Annotated in this window: 13 protein-coding genes; all 13 read right to left on the reverse strand. The window is 31.8% G+C overall.

Features of this window, described 5'->3' with window-relative positions:
- Window positions 1–26: 26 nt before the first annotated feature.
- Window positions 27–4,370, reverse strand: a complete 4,344-nt coding sequence (locus E0F76_RS12595; RefSeq protein WP_132006516.1) for a CusA/CzcA family heavy metal efflux RND transporter — start codon at window positions 4,368–4,370, stop codon at window positions 27–29.
- A gap of 113 nt (window positions 4,371–4,483) precedes the next feature.
- On the reverse strand, window positions 4,484–4,810 hold the full coding sequence (locus tag E0F76_RS19980) for a DUF6660 family protein (protein ID WP_132006519.1): 327 nt from the start codon (window positions 4,808–4,810) through the stop codon (window positions 4,484–4,486).
- Window positions 4,811–4,942: 132 nt separating this feature from the next.
- Window positions 4,943–8,029, reverse strand: a complete 3,087-nt coding sequence (locus tag E0F76_RS12605; RefSeq protein ID WP_132006521.1) for an efflux RND transporter permease subunit — start codon at window positions 8,027–8,029, stop codon at window positions 4,943–4,945.
- 149 nt (window positions 8,030–8,178) lie between these two features.
- The gene (locus E0F76_RS12610; protein WP_132006525.1) at window positions 8,179–9,129 is read right to left on the reverse strand and encodes an efflux RND transporter periplasmic adaptor subunit; all 951 of its coding nucleotides are present in this window, start codon (window positions 9,127–9,129) and stop codon (window positions 8,179–8,181) included.
- Complete coding sequence (locus E0F76_RS12615; protein WP_132006528.1) at window positions 9,098–10,336, reverse strand: TolC family protein; 1,239 nt, start codon at window positions 10,334–10,336, stop codon at window positions 9,098–9,100. The genes E0F76_RS12610 and E0F76_RS12615 overlap by 32 nt, the downstream gene beginning before the upstream one ends.
- 27 nt (window positions 10,337–10,363) lie before the next feature.
- A complete protein-coding gene (locus E0F76_RS12620; RefSeq protein WP_132006531.1) occupies window positions 10,364–11,380 on the reverse strand; it encodes a YncE family protein in 1,017 nt (338 codons plus the stop codon).
- Between the two features lie 67 nt (window positions 11,381–11,447).
- Complete coding sequence (locus E0F76_RS12625) at window positions 11,448–12,080, reverse strand: phosphatase PAP2 family protein (protein WP_132006534.1); 633 nt, start codon at window positions 12,078–12,080, stop codon at window positions 11,448–11,450.
- 11 nt (window positions 12,081–12,091) lie between these two features.
- Window positions 12,092–13,384 carry a hypothetical protein gene (locus tag E0F76_RS12630; protein ID WP_132006537.1) on the reverse strand — a complete coding sequence of 431 codons (1,293 nt, stop codon included), beginning with the start codon at window positions 13,382–13,384 and terminating at the stop codon, window positions 12,092–12,094.
- Window positions 13,385–13,454: 70 nt separating this feature from the next.
- Entirely contained in the window at window positions 13,455–13,901 is a 447-nt protein-coding gene (locus E0F76_RS12635) for a PepSY-like domain-containing protein (RefSeq protein WP_132006540.1), read from the reverse strand.
- 107 nt (window positions 13,902–14,008) lie between these two features.
- Complete coding sequence (locus E0F76_RS12640; protein ID WP_132006543.1) at window positions 14,009–14,311, reverse strand: hypothetical protein; 303 nt, start codon at window positions 14,309–14,311, stop codon at window positions 14,009–14,011.
- Between the two features lie 392 nt (window positions 14,312–14,703).
- Window positions 14,704–15,123 (reverse strand): PepSY-like domain-containing protein, encoded by a 420-nt coding sequence (locus E0F76_RS12645; protein WP_132006546.1) that lies wholly within the window; start codon window positions 15,121–15,123, stop codon window positions 14,704–14,706.
- 100 nt (window positions 15,124–15,223) lie between these two features.
- On the reverse strand, window positions 15,224–16,495 hold the full coding sequence (locus tag E0F76_RS12650; protein WP_132006549.1) for a sensor histidine kinase: 1,272 nt from the start codon (window positions 16,493–16,495) through the stop codon (window positions 15,224–15,226).
- On the reverse strand, window positions 16,492–17,172 hold the full coding sequence (locus E0F76_RS12655; protein ID WP_132006552.1) for a response regulator transcription factor: 681 nt from the start codon (window positions 17,170–17,172) through the stop codon (window positions 16,492–16,494). Before E0F76_RS12655 ends, E0F76_RS12650 begins: the two co-directional genes overlap by 4 nt.
- Window positions 17,173–17,237: the final 65 nt, after the last annotated feature.

Raw genomic sequence — 17,237 nt, forward strand, 5'->3', positions numbered from 1 at the left:
TAGGGTTGTGAATTGGTGATTTCATATTATTTTGATGTTAAGGTCATTAAATTTATAATTATCTCATTTCCTTTTCTAACCGCTTCAATATAATTACTTTGAATTTCAGTACTTTGGTTAATCAACATTACCCATTCAAGATAGTTAATATCACCATTGATAAATTTATCATTAGCAGCATTGGTAACTAAATCTACGTTTTTTAATGCCTTGATTTCATAATAGTTAATCGTTTCTTTGTTTTTTTTGTATTGCTGAAGTAATTCGTGATAGCGGCTTTTAATCTTTAATTTTTCATAACTCAAATTATTTTCTGCAATTTGAGTGTCTATCTCTAATGCCTTTCTCTTATTGTTTAATGCTGTATTGAATAACGGAAATGAAACACCAAACTGACCGTAAACACCATTGTAGTTTTCCTGAAAAGAGGTATTGGTTTTGAAAGTCTGCCAATATACACCACCAATTAATTCAGGCATTTTCTTAGATTTCTCTAATGCAATTTCGGCTTTATTGATATTTACTTCTTGTTCCTTTAGTTTTATGCTTGGCAGATTTACCACTGTATTTTCATCCAGTTTTTCGTCGAAAGTTATTTTGAATTTATCCCAAACTGGCATGAAATATTTATCGTCATTCAACAAATAGTTGAATTGCATTTGGCGTATTTTATAATCGCTTTGCAATTCTTGCAATTGTATTTTTATTTGTCCTGATTGGTTTTCTGCTGTAGCTTTTTCTAAAATGTTACTTTCTCCTTTATCGAAACGGAGTATTGATTTTCTTAAAAATTCGGAATAAATACGGTCGCTTTTAAGCAATAATTTTTCTTTTTCTTGGAGATAAACCATTTCATAAAACACGATTGTAACTTGCTTGGTCAATTCTTTTCTTTGTAAAGCTTCGTTCCATTCGCCAGTTTTGGCCTCTTCTATTAAAAGCTGTTTTTGTCGAGAATAAATCGTTGGAAATTTAATGCTTTGCGAAATTCCAATTTTAATATCATTTACAAAACCATTAAGCTGTCCATATTCTGAAGTAATTCCTGTGTTGGAAATATCATAGCCCGTTTTGGTCATTTTTTGCAAATAATCTGAATTTAATTTTTGGTTTTTAACCGTTAGATTATTTAGCAATGCGGTTTCAATGGCTTTATCTATTGAAATTTTTTCTTGTGCATTTCCATTTTGAAAGGAGAAAAACATTCCCAACACGATGATTGTTGAAATCGATTTTAGCTTTCTTGATTTTAATTTAATTCCTTTTTCGAACATAATGTATAAAATTGGTAAAACAAATAAAGTTAAGAAAGTTGCAATTAATAAACCACCTATTACAACTGTTGCTAAAGGTCTTTGCACTTCAGCACCTGAACCATTACTTAATGCCATTGGCAAAAAACCTAATGATGCCACAAGTGCTGTCATTAAAACGGGTCGCAAACGTATTCTGGTACCTTCAAGCACAATTGCTTTTAAATCGGTTTCGCCTGATTTTTTGATGCGGTTGAATTCGGCTATTAGAACCAAACCATTCAAAACAGCCACACCAAATAAAGCAATAAATCCAACTCCTGCGCTGATGCTAAAAGGCATTCCACGCATTGCTAAAAAGAATATACCACCAATCATTGATAATGGAATAGCTGAATAAATTAATAATCCTTGTTTTACTGATTTGAAAGCAAAAAACAATAAAATAAAGATGAGTATTAAAGATATTGGAACTGCAATCATCAAGCGTTGTTTAGCAGCGTTTAAGTTCTCAAAAGCACCTCCATAAGTCGGGTAATATCCTGCTGGGAACTTGATTTGAGAATTGACCTTGTTTTGTAATTCGCTTACAATACTTTGAACATCGCGACCTCGAACATTAAAGCCAACTATAATTCTACGTTTGGCATCTTCACGTTGAATTTGATTTGGACCTTCGGTAATTGCGACATTGGCTAGTTGCGATAACGGAATTTGCATACCATTTGGCGTTGGAATTAATAAATTTTGAACATCTGTCAAGTCTTTTCTTTTTTCTCCTGCCAACCGAACTACTAAATCAAATCGTTTTTCACCCTCATAAATCAATCCAGCACTTTGTCCTGCAAAAGCGGTATTTACTATTTTGTTAATGTCTTCGATATTCAAATTATATTGTGCAATTGCAGGACGATTGTAGTCAATAACGATTTGTGGCATTCCTGTAACTGTTTCCACATACAGGTCAGAAGTTCCTTCAACAGTATTTACAATCCTTCCTAATTTGTTGGCGTATAAAGCTAATGTATCAAGGTTTTCTCCAAATATTTTACAAACAACATCTTGTCTTGCGCCTGTCATTAATTCGTTGAAACGCATTTGAACTGGATATTGAAAACCATAAGAAACACCGGGAACAGCTTCCAGTTCCTTTGCCATTTCTGCTGCTAATTCATCGAAAGTTGAGGCTGATGTCCATTCTGATTTGTCTTTTAGAATGATCATCATATCACTAGCATCAATGGGCATTGGGTCAGTTGGCACTTCGCTACTTCCTGTTTTTCCCACTACTTTTTTTACCTCCGGAAACTTTTCTAATAAGATTTTTGCCCCTTGCGAAATGGCATTCATGGATGTTTGCAAATTACTTCCTGGCAAAACCCTTGTTTCTACTGCAAAATCACCTTCTTCCAAAGAGGGCATAAATTCGCCACCCATAAATGAAAGTGTAACCATTGCTAAAACAAATAAAACCAATGTAGTTCCGATTATTTTTCTTGGAATGGCTAATGTTTTTTCCAATAGAGGCTGATAGAAATTTTCTAATTTCAACATCATTTTATCTGAAAAGTTTTGTTTGTGTGTTATTTTTTTATTCAAAAATAAAGCTGTCATCATAGGTATATAGGTCAATGACAAAACAAAAGCACCAAATAATGCAAAAGCAATTGTTTGTGCCATTGGCAAAAACATTTTTCCTTCAATACCACGTAATGTAAAAATTGGAATGTAAACAATCAGGATAATTAGCTCTCCAAATACAGCAACATTCCGCATTCTTACTGAAGTTTCTAAAACAGTTTTATCCATTTCGATTTGAGAAATCGCTCCTTGCTTTCGACTGTGCAAACTAAACAAACAGGCTTCAACAATAATTACGGCACCATCTACAATTAGTCCAAAATCTAACGCCCCTAAACTCATTAAATTTCCACTTACGCCAAACAAATTCATAAGTATCACTGCAAATAACATTGCCAATGGTATAACTGAAGCCACTATTAAACCAGCTCTTACATTTCCTAAAAAAAAGATTAATACTAAAAGTACGATTAATGCCCCCTCAATTAGATTTTTACCAACAGTAGAAATAGAATTATTCACCATTTTAGTACGGTCTATAAATGGTTCAACAATTACTCCTTCCGGTAAGGTTTTACTAATTTGTTCAATTCTTTCTTTAATGTCTTTGATAACAATATTACTATTCGCACCTTTTAGCATCATCACCACTGCACCTGAAACTTCTTCTGATGGAGCACCTCTTTTGTTATAAGTCATTGCTCCGTAACGAATAGCACTACCAATACGAACTTCGGCTACATCACGAATAAATAAAGGACTTCCGCTATTGAAGTTTTTAATAGAAATGTCTTTAATATTTTCGATAGTATTGATTAAACCTTCGCTTCTAATGTATAAAACAGTTGGCCCTTTTTCGATATAAGCACCGCCAGTATTTTGATTGTTTTTTTCTAAAGCTGTAAAAACATCCGCAACTGTAATGTTATACGAATGTAATTTATTAGGATCAATCGCAATTTCATATTGTTTTAGTTTCCCACCAAAACTACTCACTTCAGCAACACCTTCAACGCTCAATAATTGACGGCGAACTATCCAATCTTGGATGGTTCTCAACTCGGTTACATCGTATTTTTTCTCATAACCAGGTTTTGGTCTAACTACATATTGGTAAATTTCGCCCAAACCTGTGGTTACAGGAGCTAATTTTGGAGAACCAATGCCCGTTGGAATTTCGTCTTTAACAGCATTTAATCTTTCTGTTACTTGTTGACGCGCCCAATACACATCAGTTGCATCATTAAAAACAATGGTTACCACTGATAAACCAAAACGGGAAAAACTACGAATTTCTTTTAGTCCTGGAATATTACTATTGACTTGTTCGATTGGAAATGTAATCAACCGTTCAATATCGGTTGCGCCCAATGAAGGAGCAGAAGTGATAACCTGAACCTGATTGTCTGTAATATCAGGAACGGCATCTATAGGTAATTTGGTAAATTGGAAGATACCGTACCCAATAAGTACAAGTGTAAATAACCCAACAATGAGTTTGTTTTTTATAGAAAATGCTACGATTTTATTAATCATCTTGATAGTATAATGAATGAGAAATTAGACAATTTCTTGTCTTCTTTTATTTTTGTGTGGAAAAGCCCACAACTCATTTACCCGAATCCCGATAACTATCGAGACAGGCAACATTATGCTATTTGTGGCGGTTGCCAAATACTTCCGTAGAAATTGGAAGTAAGTATTGACTTGTATTCTGGTGTTTTTTTGTCTATTAGAGTTTTAGTAGAAAAAAAAATGTGCGTATAAATAATATTATATGTATAACCTTGGCATCCACAACAGTTACAGATACAAAAAGGGGAACAGGTATCACTGCTTTTTTCGTGGGAATGATTGTCCGCTATTAATGATTTTTCCAGAGAGGAATGAACTGCACTGTTTGCCTCCAAGTCTGCACAAGGCAAACATGAAAGTACTATTAAATAAATAGAAAACAGAGAGCTTATTATATTCATTCAAAAAAATTATACTATTAAAATTTGCAAGCAGTAGTATAAAAACACCTCCAAAAAAAACAAAGATATGTAATAAATTTTGTAACCCAAAATTAAGTAAAACACAAGAGTTTAAAAAACAGTCGGCAGATACTATGTGTCTTCATCTTCATTTGTTATTAAATGCAAATCGAAATGTTTAAAATGTTTTTCGTTTTTATAAACTTGAGCTAACAAACTCGGCAAAACAATTAGTAATAAAGGCAAAGCAATTAGGAAACCACCAATAACAGCAATGGCTAATGGCTGGTGTAATTCAGATCCAGTTCCAATACCAATTGCTAAAGGCAAAAGGGCAATAATCGCTCCTAAAGCGGTCATTAATTTTGGTCGTAGTCGAGTTGAAATAGAATATACAATTGACGTATTGACGTTACGTGTTAATTTGAATGTTTCTCGAAATTGCAGAAAAGTAAAAATGGCATTTTCAGCAATAATACCAACAATCATAATAATTCCAGTATAACTCCCAACGTTCAAAGGAGTGTGTGTTATGAAAAGCAGAAGGTAGCTTCCAGCAATTCCTAAAACAGAAATTAACAATATTACAAATGCTACTCGGAAATCTCTAAAAAGAAATAAGATAACACCAAAAACCAACAAAGAGGAAGCGATTAAGATCATTAACAACTCTTTAAAAGATTGTTGTTGGTCCTTATAAGCTCCCGCGTATTCTATATAATAACCACTCGGTAATTGAATTTGAGCGGTAACCTTAGTTTGAATTTCTTTCATTACACTTCCTAAATCTCGATTGTCCAATCGACCTGTTACAACGCTCATCATTTGAAGATTTTCCCGTTCTATCTCAGCAACTCCTTTTTCGATTGAAATACTTACTAAACTTGTAATAGGAATAGCTTGTCCATTGGGTAAAAATATTTTGAGTTGTTTAATGTCTTCCAAACTTCTTTTTTTACCGTTGGCATAAATCAATCGGATTGGAGTTTGTTTTTCGTTTTCCAATAAATTTCCTACCACATTTCCTTCGAGGGCAGTTTGCATTTGAAATTGCAAATCGGATGGTGTAATGCCATATTGTGCCAATTGGATATAATTGGGTTGAATATTAATAACTGGTCCAGCCAAAACAATTCCATCAAAAACATCTGCAGTCCCTTTTACTTTTTCAACAATTGCAGCAACCTGTTTTGCGATTTTATGCAAATGAGCTTGATCGTTTCCATACACTTTGACTTCTATAGGTGAAACCGAGCTCATTAAATCGCCCAACATATCTCCAATAACTTGACCAAAATCAATTCGCAATGCAGGCTGGGTCGCTTCTACTTTGGCACGAATTTCATCAATCACATCATTACTGGTTTTTTTTCTGTCATTCTTTAATTGGATTAAATAATCCCCACGATTGGGTTCGGTAATAAAAAACCCCATTTGTGTACCAGTCCTGCGACTGTAGGCTGCTACTTCGGGAATTTTGATGATAATTTTCTCTACTTCGTTCAACATTCTATCCGTTTCTTCTAGTGAAGTTCCTGGTGGGCTTTCGTAATCTAATATTACACTTCCTTCATCCATTTCAGGTAAAAAACCTGTTTCTAAATGAGGCAAAATAACAACAATTGAAAGTATTAAAACAATACAAAAGCTAATGCTAATTAAAGGTTTACCAATAAAATAAGACACCCAGTTTTGGGTTTTCACTTCATGATCTTCCGAAATTTTATTTGTTTCTATAATAATTCTGTCTTTTTTCGAAAGCAATAAATAGACCACAGGAAGCAACAACCAAGTCACAAAAAACGAGCAAACCAAAGTGATAATCATCGTATCGGTAAGTACTTTGAAATACGAGCCCGCTACTCCACTCATTAAAACAAAAGGAATAAAAATCACAATCGTACTGATGGAAGAACCCAGCATAGCTGGAAATAAATAGTGAATTGCTTTTTGCAAAAGCGTTACTGTAGGTTCCTCCGGGTGTTCTTCATGGGTTCGGTGAATTTGTTCGACCACAACAATTGCATCGTCAATGATTAGTCCTAAAGCAGCCGCAATAGCTCCCAAAGTCATAATGTTAAAGGTTTGTCCTGTTAAATACAAAACAATCAATGTTAATCCTAAAGTTACCGGAATAATAATCAATATTGTTGCACTGGCTTTGGCCGATTTTAAAAACAAAACAGCAACAATTATAGCCAAAAACAATCCTATTAGTAAACTATCGGTAACACTTCGTACCGCATCATTTACAAAACGAGCTTGTTTATAAAAAGGTTTTAAAGTAATTCCTTTGGGTAGTATTTTTTTTAATTCGACAATCTTGCTATCCATCTCGTCTGTAAGGGAAATCAAATTGGCATTGGGCTGTTTCATTACAGCGACTAAAACACTTTCTTTGCCATTCGCATTGACCTTTATGTATTCTTTTGCTTCTTTAATTTCTACAGCAGCAATGTCTTTTAAGGTTGTAATTCCTTTTCCGTTGTTCCGAATGACAATGTTTTCTATTTCTTCTTTCTTATCAACTTGAGCATCGGTAATGGTTAAATACATATAACGATAATCGGATAAATAACCGTTCGATTTGATAAAATTAGTTTGACTTAAAGCTTGTGATATAGCATCTGGAGTTATACCCAAAGCACTCATTTTATCACTATCAATAGATAACCAATATTCTTTTTCTTTACCTCCAATAATTCTAATTTCTGAAACACCATCAATCTGAGAAAGAAAGGGTTTTATCGTAAAATTGGCAATTGTTTTCAACTCAATGGGCGATTTCCCATTGCCTTCAATAGAATAACCAATTACGGCAAGAATCGAAGGATTCATTTTTTCAATCGTAATTTGGGTATCAGGAGGAAGGTTGTTTTTAATTTGATTGATTTGCTGTTCGATACGAGTTTTACTCAAATCAATATCCGATTTCCAGTCCATATAAGCGGATATCTCGCAACTTCCTCTACTGGTTGTACTTCTTATGGTTTTTAAATCTTGAACTTTTTTAATGGCGTTTTCCAACGGTTTAGTAACCGTAATCATCATTTTATCGACAGGTTGTTGACCTGCATCGGCAATGACTTTTATTTTCGGAAAGGTTATTTCTGGAAACAAACCTGTTTGCATTTTCGAATAGGCAAAAAAACTACCTAAAATAATTAGGAAGATAATAGCACTTAATCCGTTTTTATGTTTTACGAAGAAATTGTTCATTTTTATTTTTTTTTAACCACTGTTTTAGCCACAAAGGCACAAAGTTGCTAAGTTTTTTTTAAACTAAATACATTCAAAGTTTTCTAAACTGAAAACATACCATTAACCAGAAAACTGATTACTGACCACTAAATATTGAATAATGATGACTATTTCTTAATCACTTTTACCTTGATCGTATCGGCAACACCGTAATTTCCGGTTAGTAATATTTTGTCTTCTTTGGTCAAAATTGGTGAAATGATTTCTATTCTATCCTCAGTTTGTATTCCTTTTTCAATTGGTATTTTTATAGCTGTATTGGTATTGATTAATTTCATAATCCAAAAATCCGTTTGGGTTTCATCGCTTAAAACTGCTGCTTTTGGCAACGAAATGGTTGCAGTATTAGCTGTTTTATTGATCCTTACTTTTACAATTAAATTTTCAGGAATATCTCGCTTCCCATTTATTTTCAAAACCACATTTTGCGTTTGTGAACTCGCATCAACTGTGGGTGAAAATTTTTGAACAGTAGCCATTCTCGAACTTCCATCAGGCAAAGCAACTTTCAATTGTTGTCCAACAGCAATATATTTTTTTAATTCGTAAGGCAAACTTAATACGAGTGCAAAACTACTAGCGTCATTAATTGTTACCAATGGATCGCCATCTTGAACATAATCGCCTTGTTGTACATTTACCATTGTTACTATTCCACTTGTGTTGGAATGCACTCTAATTGCTCCACCAAAATTCAAACTAGGATCCATCTTATTTATGGTGTTCCCCAACACTTTTGACTCTCGAGTTTTAATAGAAAACAAGGTGGCACCATTGTTTACAAAATCATTTATTGCTACATTAACTGAACTCAAATAGCCTGTAGCATTCGCTTTGATACTATTTTTAACCAGGTATGTTGCTGTGGCATTCAATTCAATTGTATTTTCAATACCAGTTGTATCTATAGAAGTAATCGTTACCGGAATACTGACATCAATTGGTTTTTCGTCCACCGCATTCTTTTTACATGCAATAAATAACAAAGGAATCAGTATCAAAAAAAAGAAAAATTTAGTCATAGTATTAGTCATTTGAACTCCAATAATTGATTTCATTAATTAGTTGAAGTGTATTGATTGTATTTTGCGAAATAGTATTGTTGATATTTATTACATTACCAATAGCAATCATAAAATCAGTAATTTGAGCATCGCCAGAAAGCAATAGTTTTTTATCGGCTTCGATAAGTGCATCACTAATTTGAAGCTGGGATTGCAGTTGATCTTTAATTTCAACTATTTGTTTTAAGCGCTCATGTAATAGCAACAACTGTTGCTGGTATTGTTTATAGAAATTGTTTTTATAAGCCAAATTGGTTGCCAAAGCCGTTTCGTTTTTTTGATGTAATAATGTTTTCTGATTTCCGTCATAGATAGGAATTGACAATCCAAGCCCAATACTAAATCCAAAATTTTTATATCCTTGATTAGCAAAACTGGACATATAACCCGCATCACCCAATAATGAAAGTGCTGGTTTATAATTGTTATCTATTAATTTATTTTGATTGCTAATTTTCAAACTATCGGTTTCAAATTGTTTTTCAAAAAGAGTAGTTTCTACTTTTTGAATACTTTTCAAAGCAATTTCTGGTTTTTTTAAATTGACAAAAGTAGTACTAGTCTCTCCAGATAAATAATTGAGTAATCCCAAGTCATTTTGATATTGCTGTTTTAGTTGCATTACTTGTAATTCTTGTTGTTTTAATGTTGCAATAAAAATCAAATAATCGGTTTGTTTATAAATCGAATTTTGAGTGAGTTTTTTCAAAATTTCAGCTTCTTCTTTTAGTAAAGCTGCCATTTTTTGATTGTAATCTACTTGCTCGGCACTCCCAAAAGCGGTTATGTATTGGGAAATTATAGCTTTGTTTAAATCCTTAACTGCAATTTTTTTATTCAATACTAAACCATCCTTTATAATTTTGAATGTTTCTGCCTGTGAATTGGCAATCCCTTTTCCAATTATTTTTTGATTAATTCCTACCAAACCAGCAACTGACTGACCATTACTTAAAGCAGTATCATAACCAAAACCATTATGATGAGGAGCCAAATAAGCATTTAGATTACCTGAAACCAATGGTTTATAAGTCGCTCTAACTAGTAAACTATCTATAGTATTAGATTGAATTTGATTGGATAAATCCTTTAGTAAAGGGGAATTGGTTTGGGCCTTTTCAATATAAAAAAGTAAGTCCTTTTCTTGTGAAAAAGACTTAGCTGCAAATAAAAAAATAAGGATTAAAAAGATTGATCTCATTGGTTAAATTTATACAAAATAAATCGTTTATTTCTTATCAATTACTAAAACTACAAAAGAATTTGGAACTAGACTTGCTCTCGGTTTAGGATTTTCAGTTGTTGGTTTTGGTTTTTCTCCAAAATTAGCAGTGGAAAGATACAATTGATTTGTTGTTTTGTTCAAAGCAATTGTTCTGGCTCCTTTTTGCGTTTGTACTGTTTCTAGAACAGAAAAAAGATTTTCGTTTTCTTCTTTTACAACCGTAATTGTACCTTCTCCATTAGAACTGAAAACAAGTTTCTTTTTAGCATCAAAAGCAGCACCATCACAGCCCTCACCTATGGGTAAGGTTTTAATTATCTTACCATTTAAAGCATTAACAACAACCATTATATTATTTCCGCAAACAGAAAATAATCGATTTGTTACTAAATCAATTGCAAGTCCAGACGGTTCTTCGCCTGGTGCTATATTCCAAGTTGCAGTAACAATTAATTTAGTGGCATTGATAGTTTTAATTTCGTTTGTATTTTCGATATTCACATAAATCAAGCCTTTGGTATTCGTTACTGAAAATTCTGGTTTTCCTCCTAGCGGAATATTTTTTATAACCTTATTTGATACTGCATCTAAAACCGTTGCATCGCTGGAATTTCCATTATAAGTAAACACTTTTTTTGAAAAGGTATCATATAATATGGCATCTGGATTTTTACCATCGATGGCCACTTTTTCAATTAATTCAAATGTATTTAGATTAATTATTGAAACCGAATTATCCTTTCCATTTGAAATAAATGCTTTATTCAAATCATTGGCGATTGCAATTCCGTGTACTCCATTAGTATCTGGAATCGTAGCCATTATTTGATCTGTTTTTAAATCGACTACATTTACAACATTTCCGTGTGAAACGAATAAATGTTGGTTTACATCATCGACTGCAAGATAGTCCCAGCCCCCATCACCAGCAATTTTAATTTTTTTTGAAATGGTGTAGTTTTGACTTATTGCAGATGCAAAACTAAAACCAATTAATAAAAGGAAAAGTAATTTTTTCATTGGATCATTTTTTATAATGTGTAAATATCAGAATTTGAATTTTATATTAACTTAAATCTCGTTTTTTTTATTCCTTTTGTCCATCAAACAAAACTGACTTTTGCTTTTTCTTATTAATCCATTTATTCAGTTTATAAGAAAGATATGCTGAACCAGCACCTATAATTGCTCCGGCAGCAACGTCGCTAGGATAATGAACTCCTAAATCCATTCGAGAATAGCCAACAGCACTGGCCCAGATAAATGATGGTGCTATAACATACCATTTCGGAAACGCAAGACTCAAAGATGTTGCCGTAGCAAAAGCCTCAGAAGTATGGCCGGAGGGAAAAGAACCACTACCTCCAGATGACATTTTCTCAATATCAGGATAGGTGACAAATGGTCTATCCCTCTTTACAGCATATTTAAGAGCTGTAGTAATAACGGCATTTACTAAGAATGTTTCTCCAATAAAAATTCCTTTCTTTTTTAAATCAACATCTTTATTTAGCAATCCAACTGAATAAATTAATAAAGGTGCTGCAATACTTATTGGAGAGGCAGAATTGGTTATTAATTTAAAGGTTGGATCTAAGGTTTTGTTGCGTTCAAGATTAATTTCACGTAACTCATTGATATCAAAATTTTGTGCCTTTGCAATATTGGCAAAAAATAATGCAAAAAGAATTAAAACTATACTATTTATTATATTTTTCATTCAAATTAAATTTAATCGGCTGTTTCGCCTTTCGTTGATATTTCATTGTCAATAGTTACACCCCCCTCGTAGCGGGGATTTACGATATTATTGAAAATAGATCCAAACGTATAGCGTACCCCGACTTGCATTGAATAACTAAAATTAGTCAGTGTTTCTCTTTGTTTTAAAATGATTTGTTCTGGAGTTAAACTAACCGAACTCAAAGAAAGTTGGTTATTGATTAAGGAGGCATTTCCCGTTATATTAAAAAACAATCCTTTTGCTACTCTAAAATTTACTTGATTGACTAAATCCACTCGATAAGCTTTTGCATGGTTTAAATAATCAGAACCCGTAAGCGTTGAAGATATATTCCCCCAAGGAGCAATATGAGTGTAGGTAACATCAACAATTTGATTGAATAAAAACTCTTTTGTTTTATTAAAAAAAGTGTTATCTATGTAGGTATTATAAAGGGGTTGAAGTCTGTATTTAAAAGTAAATAAATCATTTACCGATTGAGAATACGGAAAAACATCATATTCTATCCCTGGTGCAATAGAGAATTGTGATTTTACATTACTATAAGTTGAAGCGTAAAATGCGGGTTCTAATCCTATACTCCAGTGGTCATCGATGCTTTTTACTATTAATCCTTTTAGATTTTTGATTACCGTTTTTCCAGTAAAATTATAAGTCGTAGTTTCGTAATTATTACTTCCATAACTTAATCCTGCAGTCAAACGTGTTTTCCACTGGTCTGTAATTCGAGCTGCACTAAATGAACCATCTGCAGACAAAACTTCGGAAACTTTATCACCACTCAAAAAAGTATTTGCTGTTGCGGTATAAACCCAATTTTTATATTTATCAACACTTTGTTCTACTAATTTAGTTTTATCAGTATAATCAAAAGCCATATATTTCTGTTGTCCGTTTGAGGCTAAATAAGGCATTAACCCCATTGTAATGACATTTGTTAATTCATCACGATTTTCGCGGTTGCTATTTTCAACTTTTGCTATATATTGTAAAGTATCATTTTTGTTTTCAAATTTTTCATGTCCTAAAAACCGAATATTATATTGCAACCCTCCTGAAGCTGTGGGTTGCGAATTGATAATTATATGTACTTGAGATTGCTTTCGATCTCGAACGTAATCAATATACCATAGTTTTACCTTAATATAATTTTCACTTTCGGAAGCTCCATCTAAAAAAACACGTAAATAATTGTTTTTTTGAATGGTATCATTTTGTTGGGCAGACACATTAAAAAATGCACCAATAAATAGTAATGCGACAAGAGTTATTCTTTTCATTAGTTTAGGTTTTTAATTATTATATAGAAAAAGGGCAACAAATAAATGCTGCCCTTTACTTAAGAATTAATTAATCTCCTTCTACTATTTTTATAAATTTACCGTTAAAATTAAATAATACATCATACGATTTTCCGTCTTTTCCAATTTCTGCTTCGTAGGTAACTGTATTTTTATCATCTGTAATTTTTGCAGCTTCGGTAATTTTATTTGAAGCATAATTTTTTTTCAAATACTCCAATACATTTACTGGAAGTTCAGCCGTTTTAATAGCAATTTCAAGCACTTTGCGATGTCCTTTTTTGTCATATACAGCAGAAGCATCGCTACCTTTTATTTTAAATTCTGCTTCATATCCACCATCTTCCATTCCCCATTTTGCTATATTGTTCGGGAATTCTTTTGAAAAAGCCGCCTTTACATCTGTTGGGACTACTATTTTTTTAGAATTTTCTTCTGATTGAGCTAATAGTGTTGCACTGAAAACTATTGCCACTACTAAAAATACTTTTTTCATTTTTATCTATTTAAAATTTAATTATAAATAATTTTATATGACAAAGATGAAATAGAATTCTATTTTAATTCTATGTTAAAATGGTAGTAATTCAGTTTTTAAAAATTTTAATTTTCACATGCAATTGTACCATTCTCATTGAAAATAACTTCTTTTGTCACTTTATCTTTGGAAATATCTAAAAGGTATGGAGTGGAGTTGTTCGCCAATGTCAGTTTTTCTATTTGAGGTGCTATTTTGTAACCGGAATAGTTTGTTTTTATTACTTCTATTATTTTGGATAGTGCTGTGCTGATAGCTATATCTTCTTCTAATTGTACAAAAGTTCTGTCTGGAAGAAATATTAAGGAATAATTTGGACTGCCCTTTTTGGTAATAACGACATCAATTGCATCGCTACCAGAACACAAAGATGGTGTCCTGCATTTTTTATTTCGTATCCAGAATGATTTTTAGCAACATAATCAGCAACATTAACAGGTAATTGATCTACTGCGATTTTGCCTTCTTTATTAACCGTAATTTCTAGAGGATTTTCTGTTTTTATATTTTGTTCCGTAAGCGCTTCATTTTGTTCTTCTTTATCGTTTTTTTCCTTGTCTTTACAAGAGTTAAGTGATACTAAAAGAGTAACTACTAACGCTAAAGTTATTTTTACATTCTTAATTTTATTTGATTTAAAAGTTATGCGTTTTATAAATTGAAATACTATTTTGGCTGGCTATGGCCACTAAACGACAAAGAGCTGGATTTAAAACCCAGCTCTCTATAATTGTTTACTTCATGAATTGTAAATCAAAAATTATTCTTTAATACTTGTACCATCTTCTTTAAAAGCAAGACTTTTACTTTTCATTCCTTTTTTTAAATCTACTTCGTAGATTGTTCCGTGTTTCGAACTATCTGTTTTATCAACTTCGGCAATTTTCCAATCGCTATATTTAGATTTTACTGATTCTAATATTCCTTTTGGTAAATTGTCAATTTTAATTTCTCTTTCAGTCTCTAACCAAGTTCCGTCTTCTGAAAAATTTGCAGATACCTTACTTCCTTCATAGGTAAATTCTGCTTCCCATTCTTTTGGGCTTTCTTTACCCCAACTTACTTTGGATGCTGTTGAGAATTTTTTAAGAAAGGCTTTTTTTACTGCTTCTGGTGGAGTCCCTGCAAATGCACAACTGTATATTAATACAATTGACATAATCATCAATAATTTTTTCATAGTTTTAGATTTAAAAGTTAATTATAACTGTTTTTTTATAGTACAAATTTAAAACACAATTCTATTTTAATTCTATGCGTAATCAATTGAAAATCAGTTTTTATTTAACCCTTACAGTGAAACGATGTTTATTATTAATAAATTTATATTTAAAAATCAATCCACTTGTTACAGCAATTTCGTTTGCAATGGCTAAACCCAAACCTATTGATAAATGCGAGTTAGAATTTTTTTGGAACCGTTTAAAAAGGAGCGCCATATTAAGTGGTTCTGATATTCCTGTATTTTCAATTGCAATAGCATTCGATTTAATCGAAATGATTATACTTCCCTCCACAACGTTATGTCTTATGGCATTTTGAATTATATTATTAATAAATATTAAGCATAAATCTGGATTCATATTTATCAAATAATCTGCTTCAATATTTTTAATTACACTTATTTTTTTCTCATTTATATAATCTTCAAATAGTAATAAAGAAGAATCTAATATCTTTTCAACAGCTACTTTTTCAGTTGTTATAAACTGCCTATTTTCAATTTTAGTTAGTAATAATAATGATTTATTTAACCGAGTCAATTTAGAACAAGCATCATCAATCGCGACTATTAATTCAACTTCATTTGCATTTAAATTTTCGGACTGAATAAGTAAGTCGACCTTTGATTTTATTACTGCCAGCGGGGTTTGTATTTCATGTGATGCGTTTTCTGTGAATTTCTTTTGAGTATTATAATCCGCAATCATCTTATGCATCATACTATTAAGCGATTTATTCAATGCTGTAAATTCTTTGATAGTCGTTTTTTCGAATTCTGGAATTTCATTATCGCTGGCTCGAAAAGTTTTTAAATTAGTAAGTGTTGTATAAAAAGGTTTCCATAATTTTTTTGAAATCCAAAAATTCAACATTATGGAAATTAAAAAAAGAGAGCCTAAAATAAGAATTAACAAATAAATTATTCCATCAAATAATTCGTCATATTCTAACGTACTCCGCCAAATCTTTACTTGATAAGTACTGTTACTAACATTAACAATAGATGTAATCATTCTATTTATTGCCATTTCATTTTCTGCTTTGTCAAGAATTAAAGTATCTGTAAAGATCTTTTTGGTTTCTTTTTTTACAAATGGATGACTAATTTTTTTGATTTGAGCTTCTTTACTTTTTGTAATGAGCAGCAAAGAAATAGTGTCATTTTTTTTTAAATAATCTTCAACTTGAATTTCTCGATTAAGCAATAATTCATTATTACTATCTTTAACTTCTTTAGTAATAACATAATAACATACAAATCCCGATAATACTAAAATCGGAATGCTCATTAGTAAATAATACAAACTGGTTTTTGCAAGTAACTTCATTCTTGTGTTTTAAAATTATAACCTATTCCGTAAATGGTTTGCAAGTAATCTTCGCACTTTTTTTCGAGTAGTTTTTTACGTAAATTTTTAACGTGATTGTATATAAAATCAAAATTGTCCAATCGATCCGCATTATCACCCCAGAGGTGTTCAGCCAAAGCATTTTTACTAACTACTCGGTTTTTATTGGCAATAAAATACAATAGTAAATCATATTCTTTTGAAGTTAGAATTACATTTTTGTCATTTACGAAAACACTTCTTTCATTGGGTAAAATCTTAATTTCATTGACAATAATTTCGAGATTTCCATCAAAATTTTTTCTTCTGATTAACGCTTTAATTCTAGAATTCAATTCCGATAAATGAAAAGGTTTTGGCAAATAATCATCTGCACCAAGGTCTAAGCCATAAATTTTATCATCAAGTGAATTTTTTGCAGAAATAATAATAACCCCAGCTTTAGATTTTTTTAGTTTTATTTCCTTGATTAAATCCAATCCAGAACCATTAGGCAAAGTGATGTCTACCAAGATACAATCGTAATCATAAAGCGATATTTTCTGTTCCGCTTTACTGTAATCAGACGCAATTTCTAAAACATTACCTTCCATTTCTAGATATTGCTTGATACTTTTTTGTAATTCTATTTCGTCTTCTATTAACAATATTTTCATGATATAAATGCTGCATTTAATGTTAGAATCTCATTTCCTACAAAATTAACTAAGTTTACTATTTC

This window comes from Flavobacterium cellulosilyticum (assembly GCF_004349355.1).
GTDB lineage: Bacteria > Bacteroidota > Bacteroidia > Flavobacteriales > Flavobacteriaceae > Flavobacterium > Flavobacterium cellulosilyticum.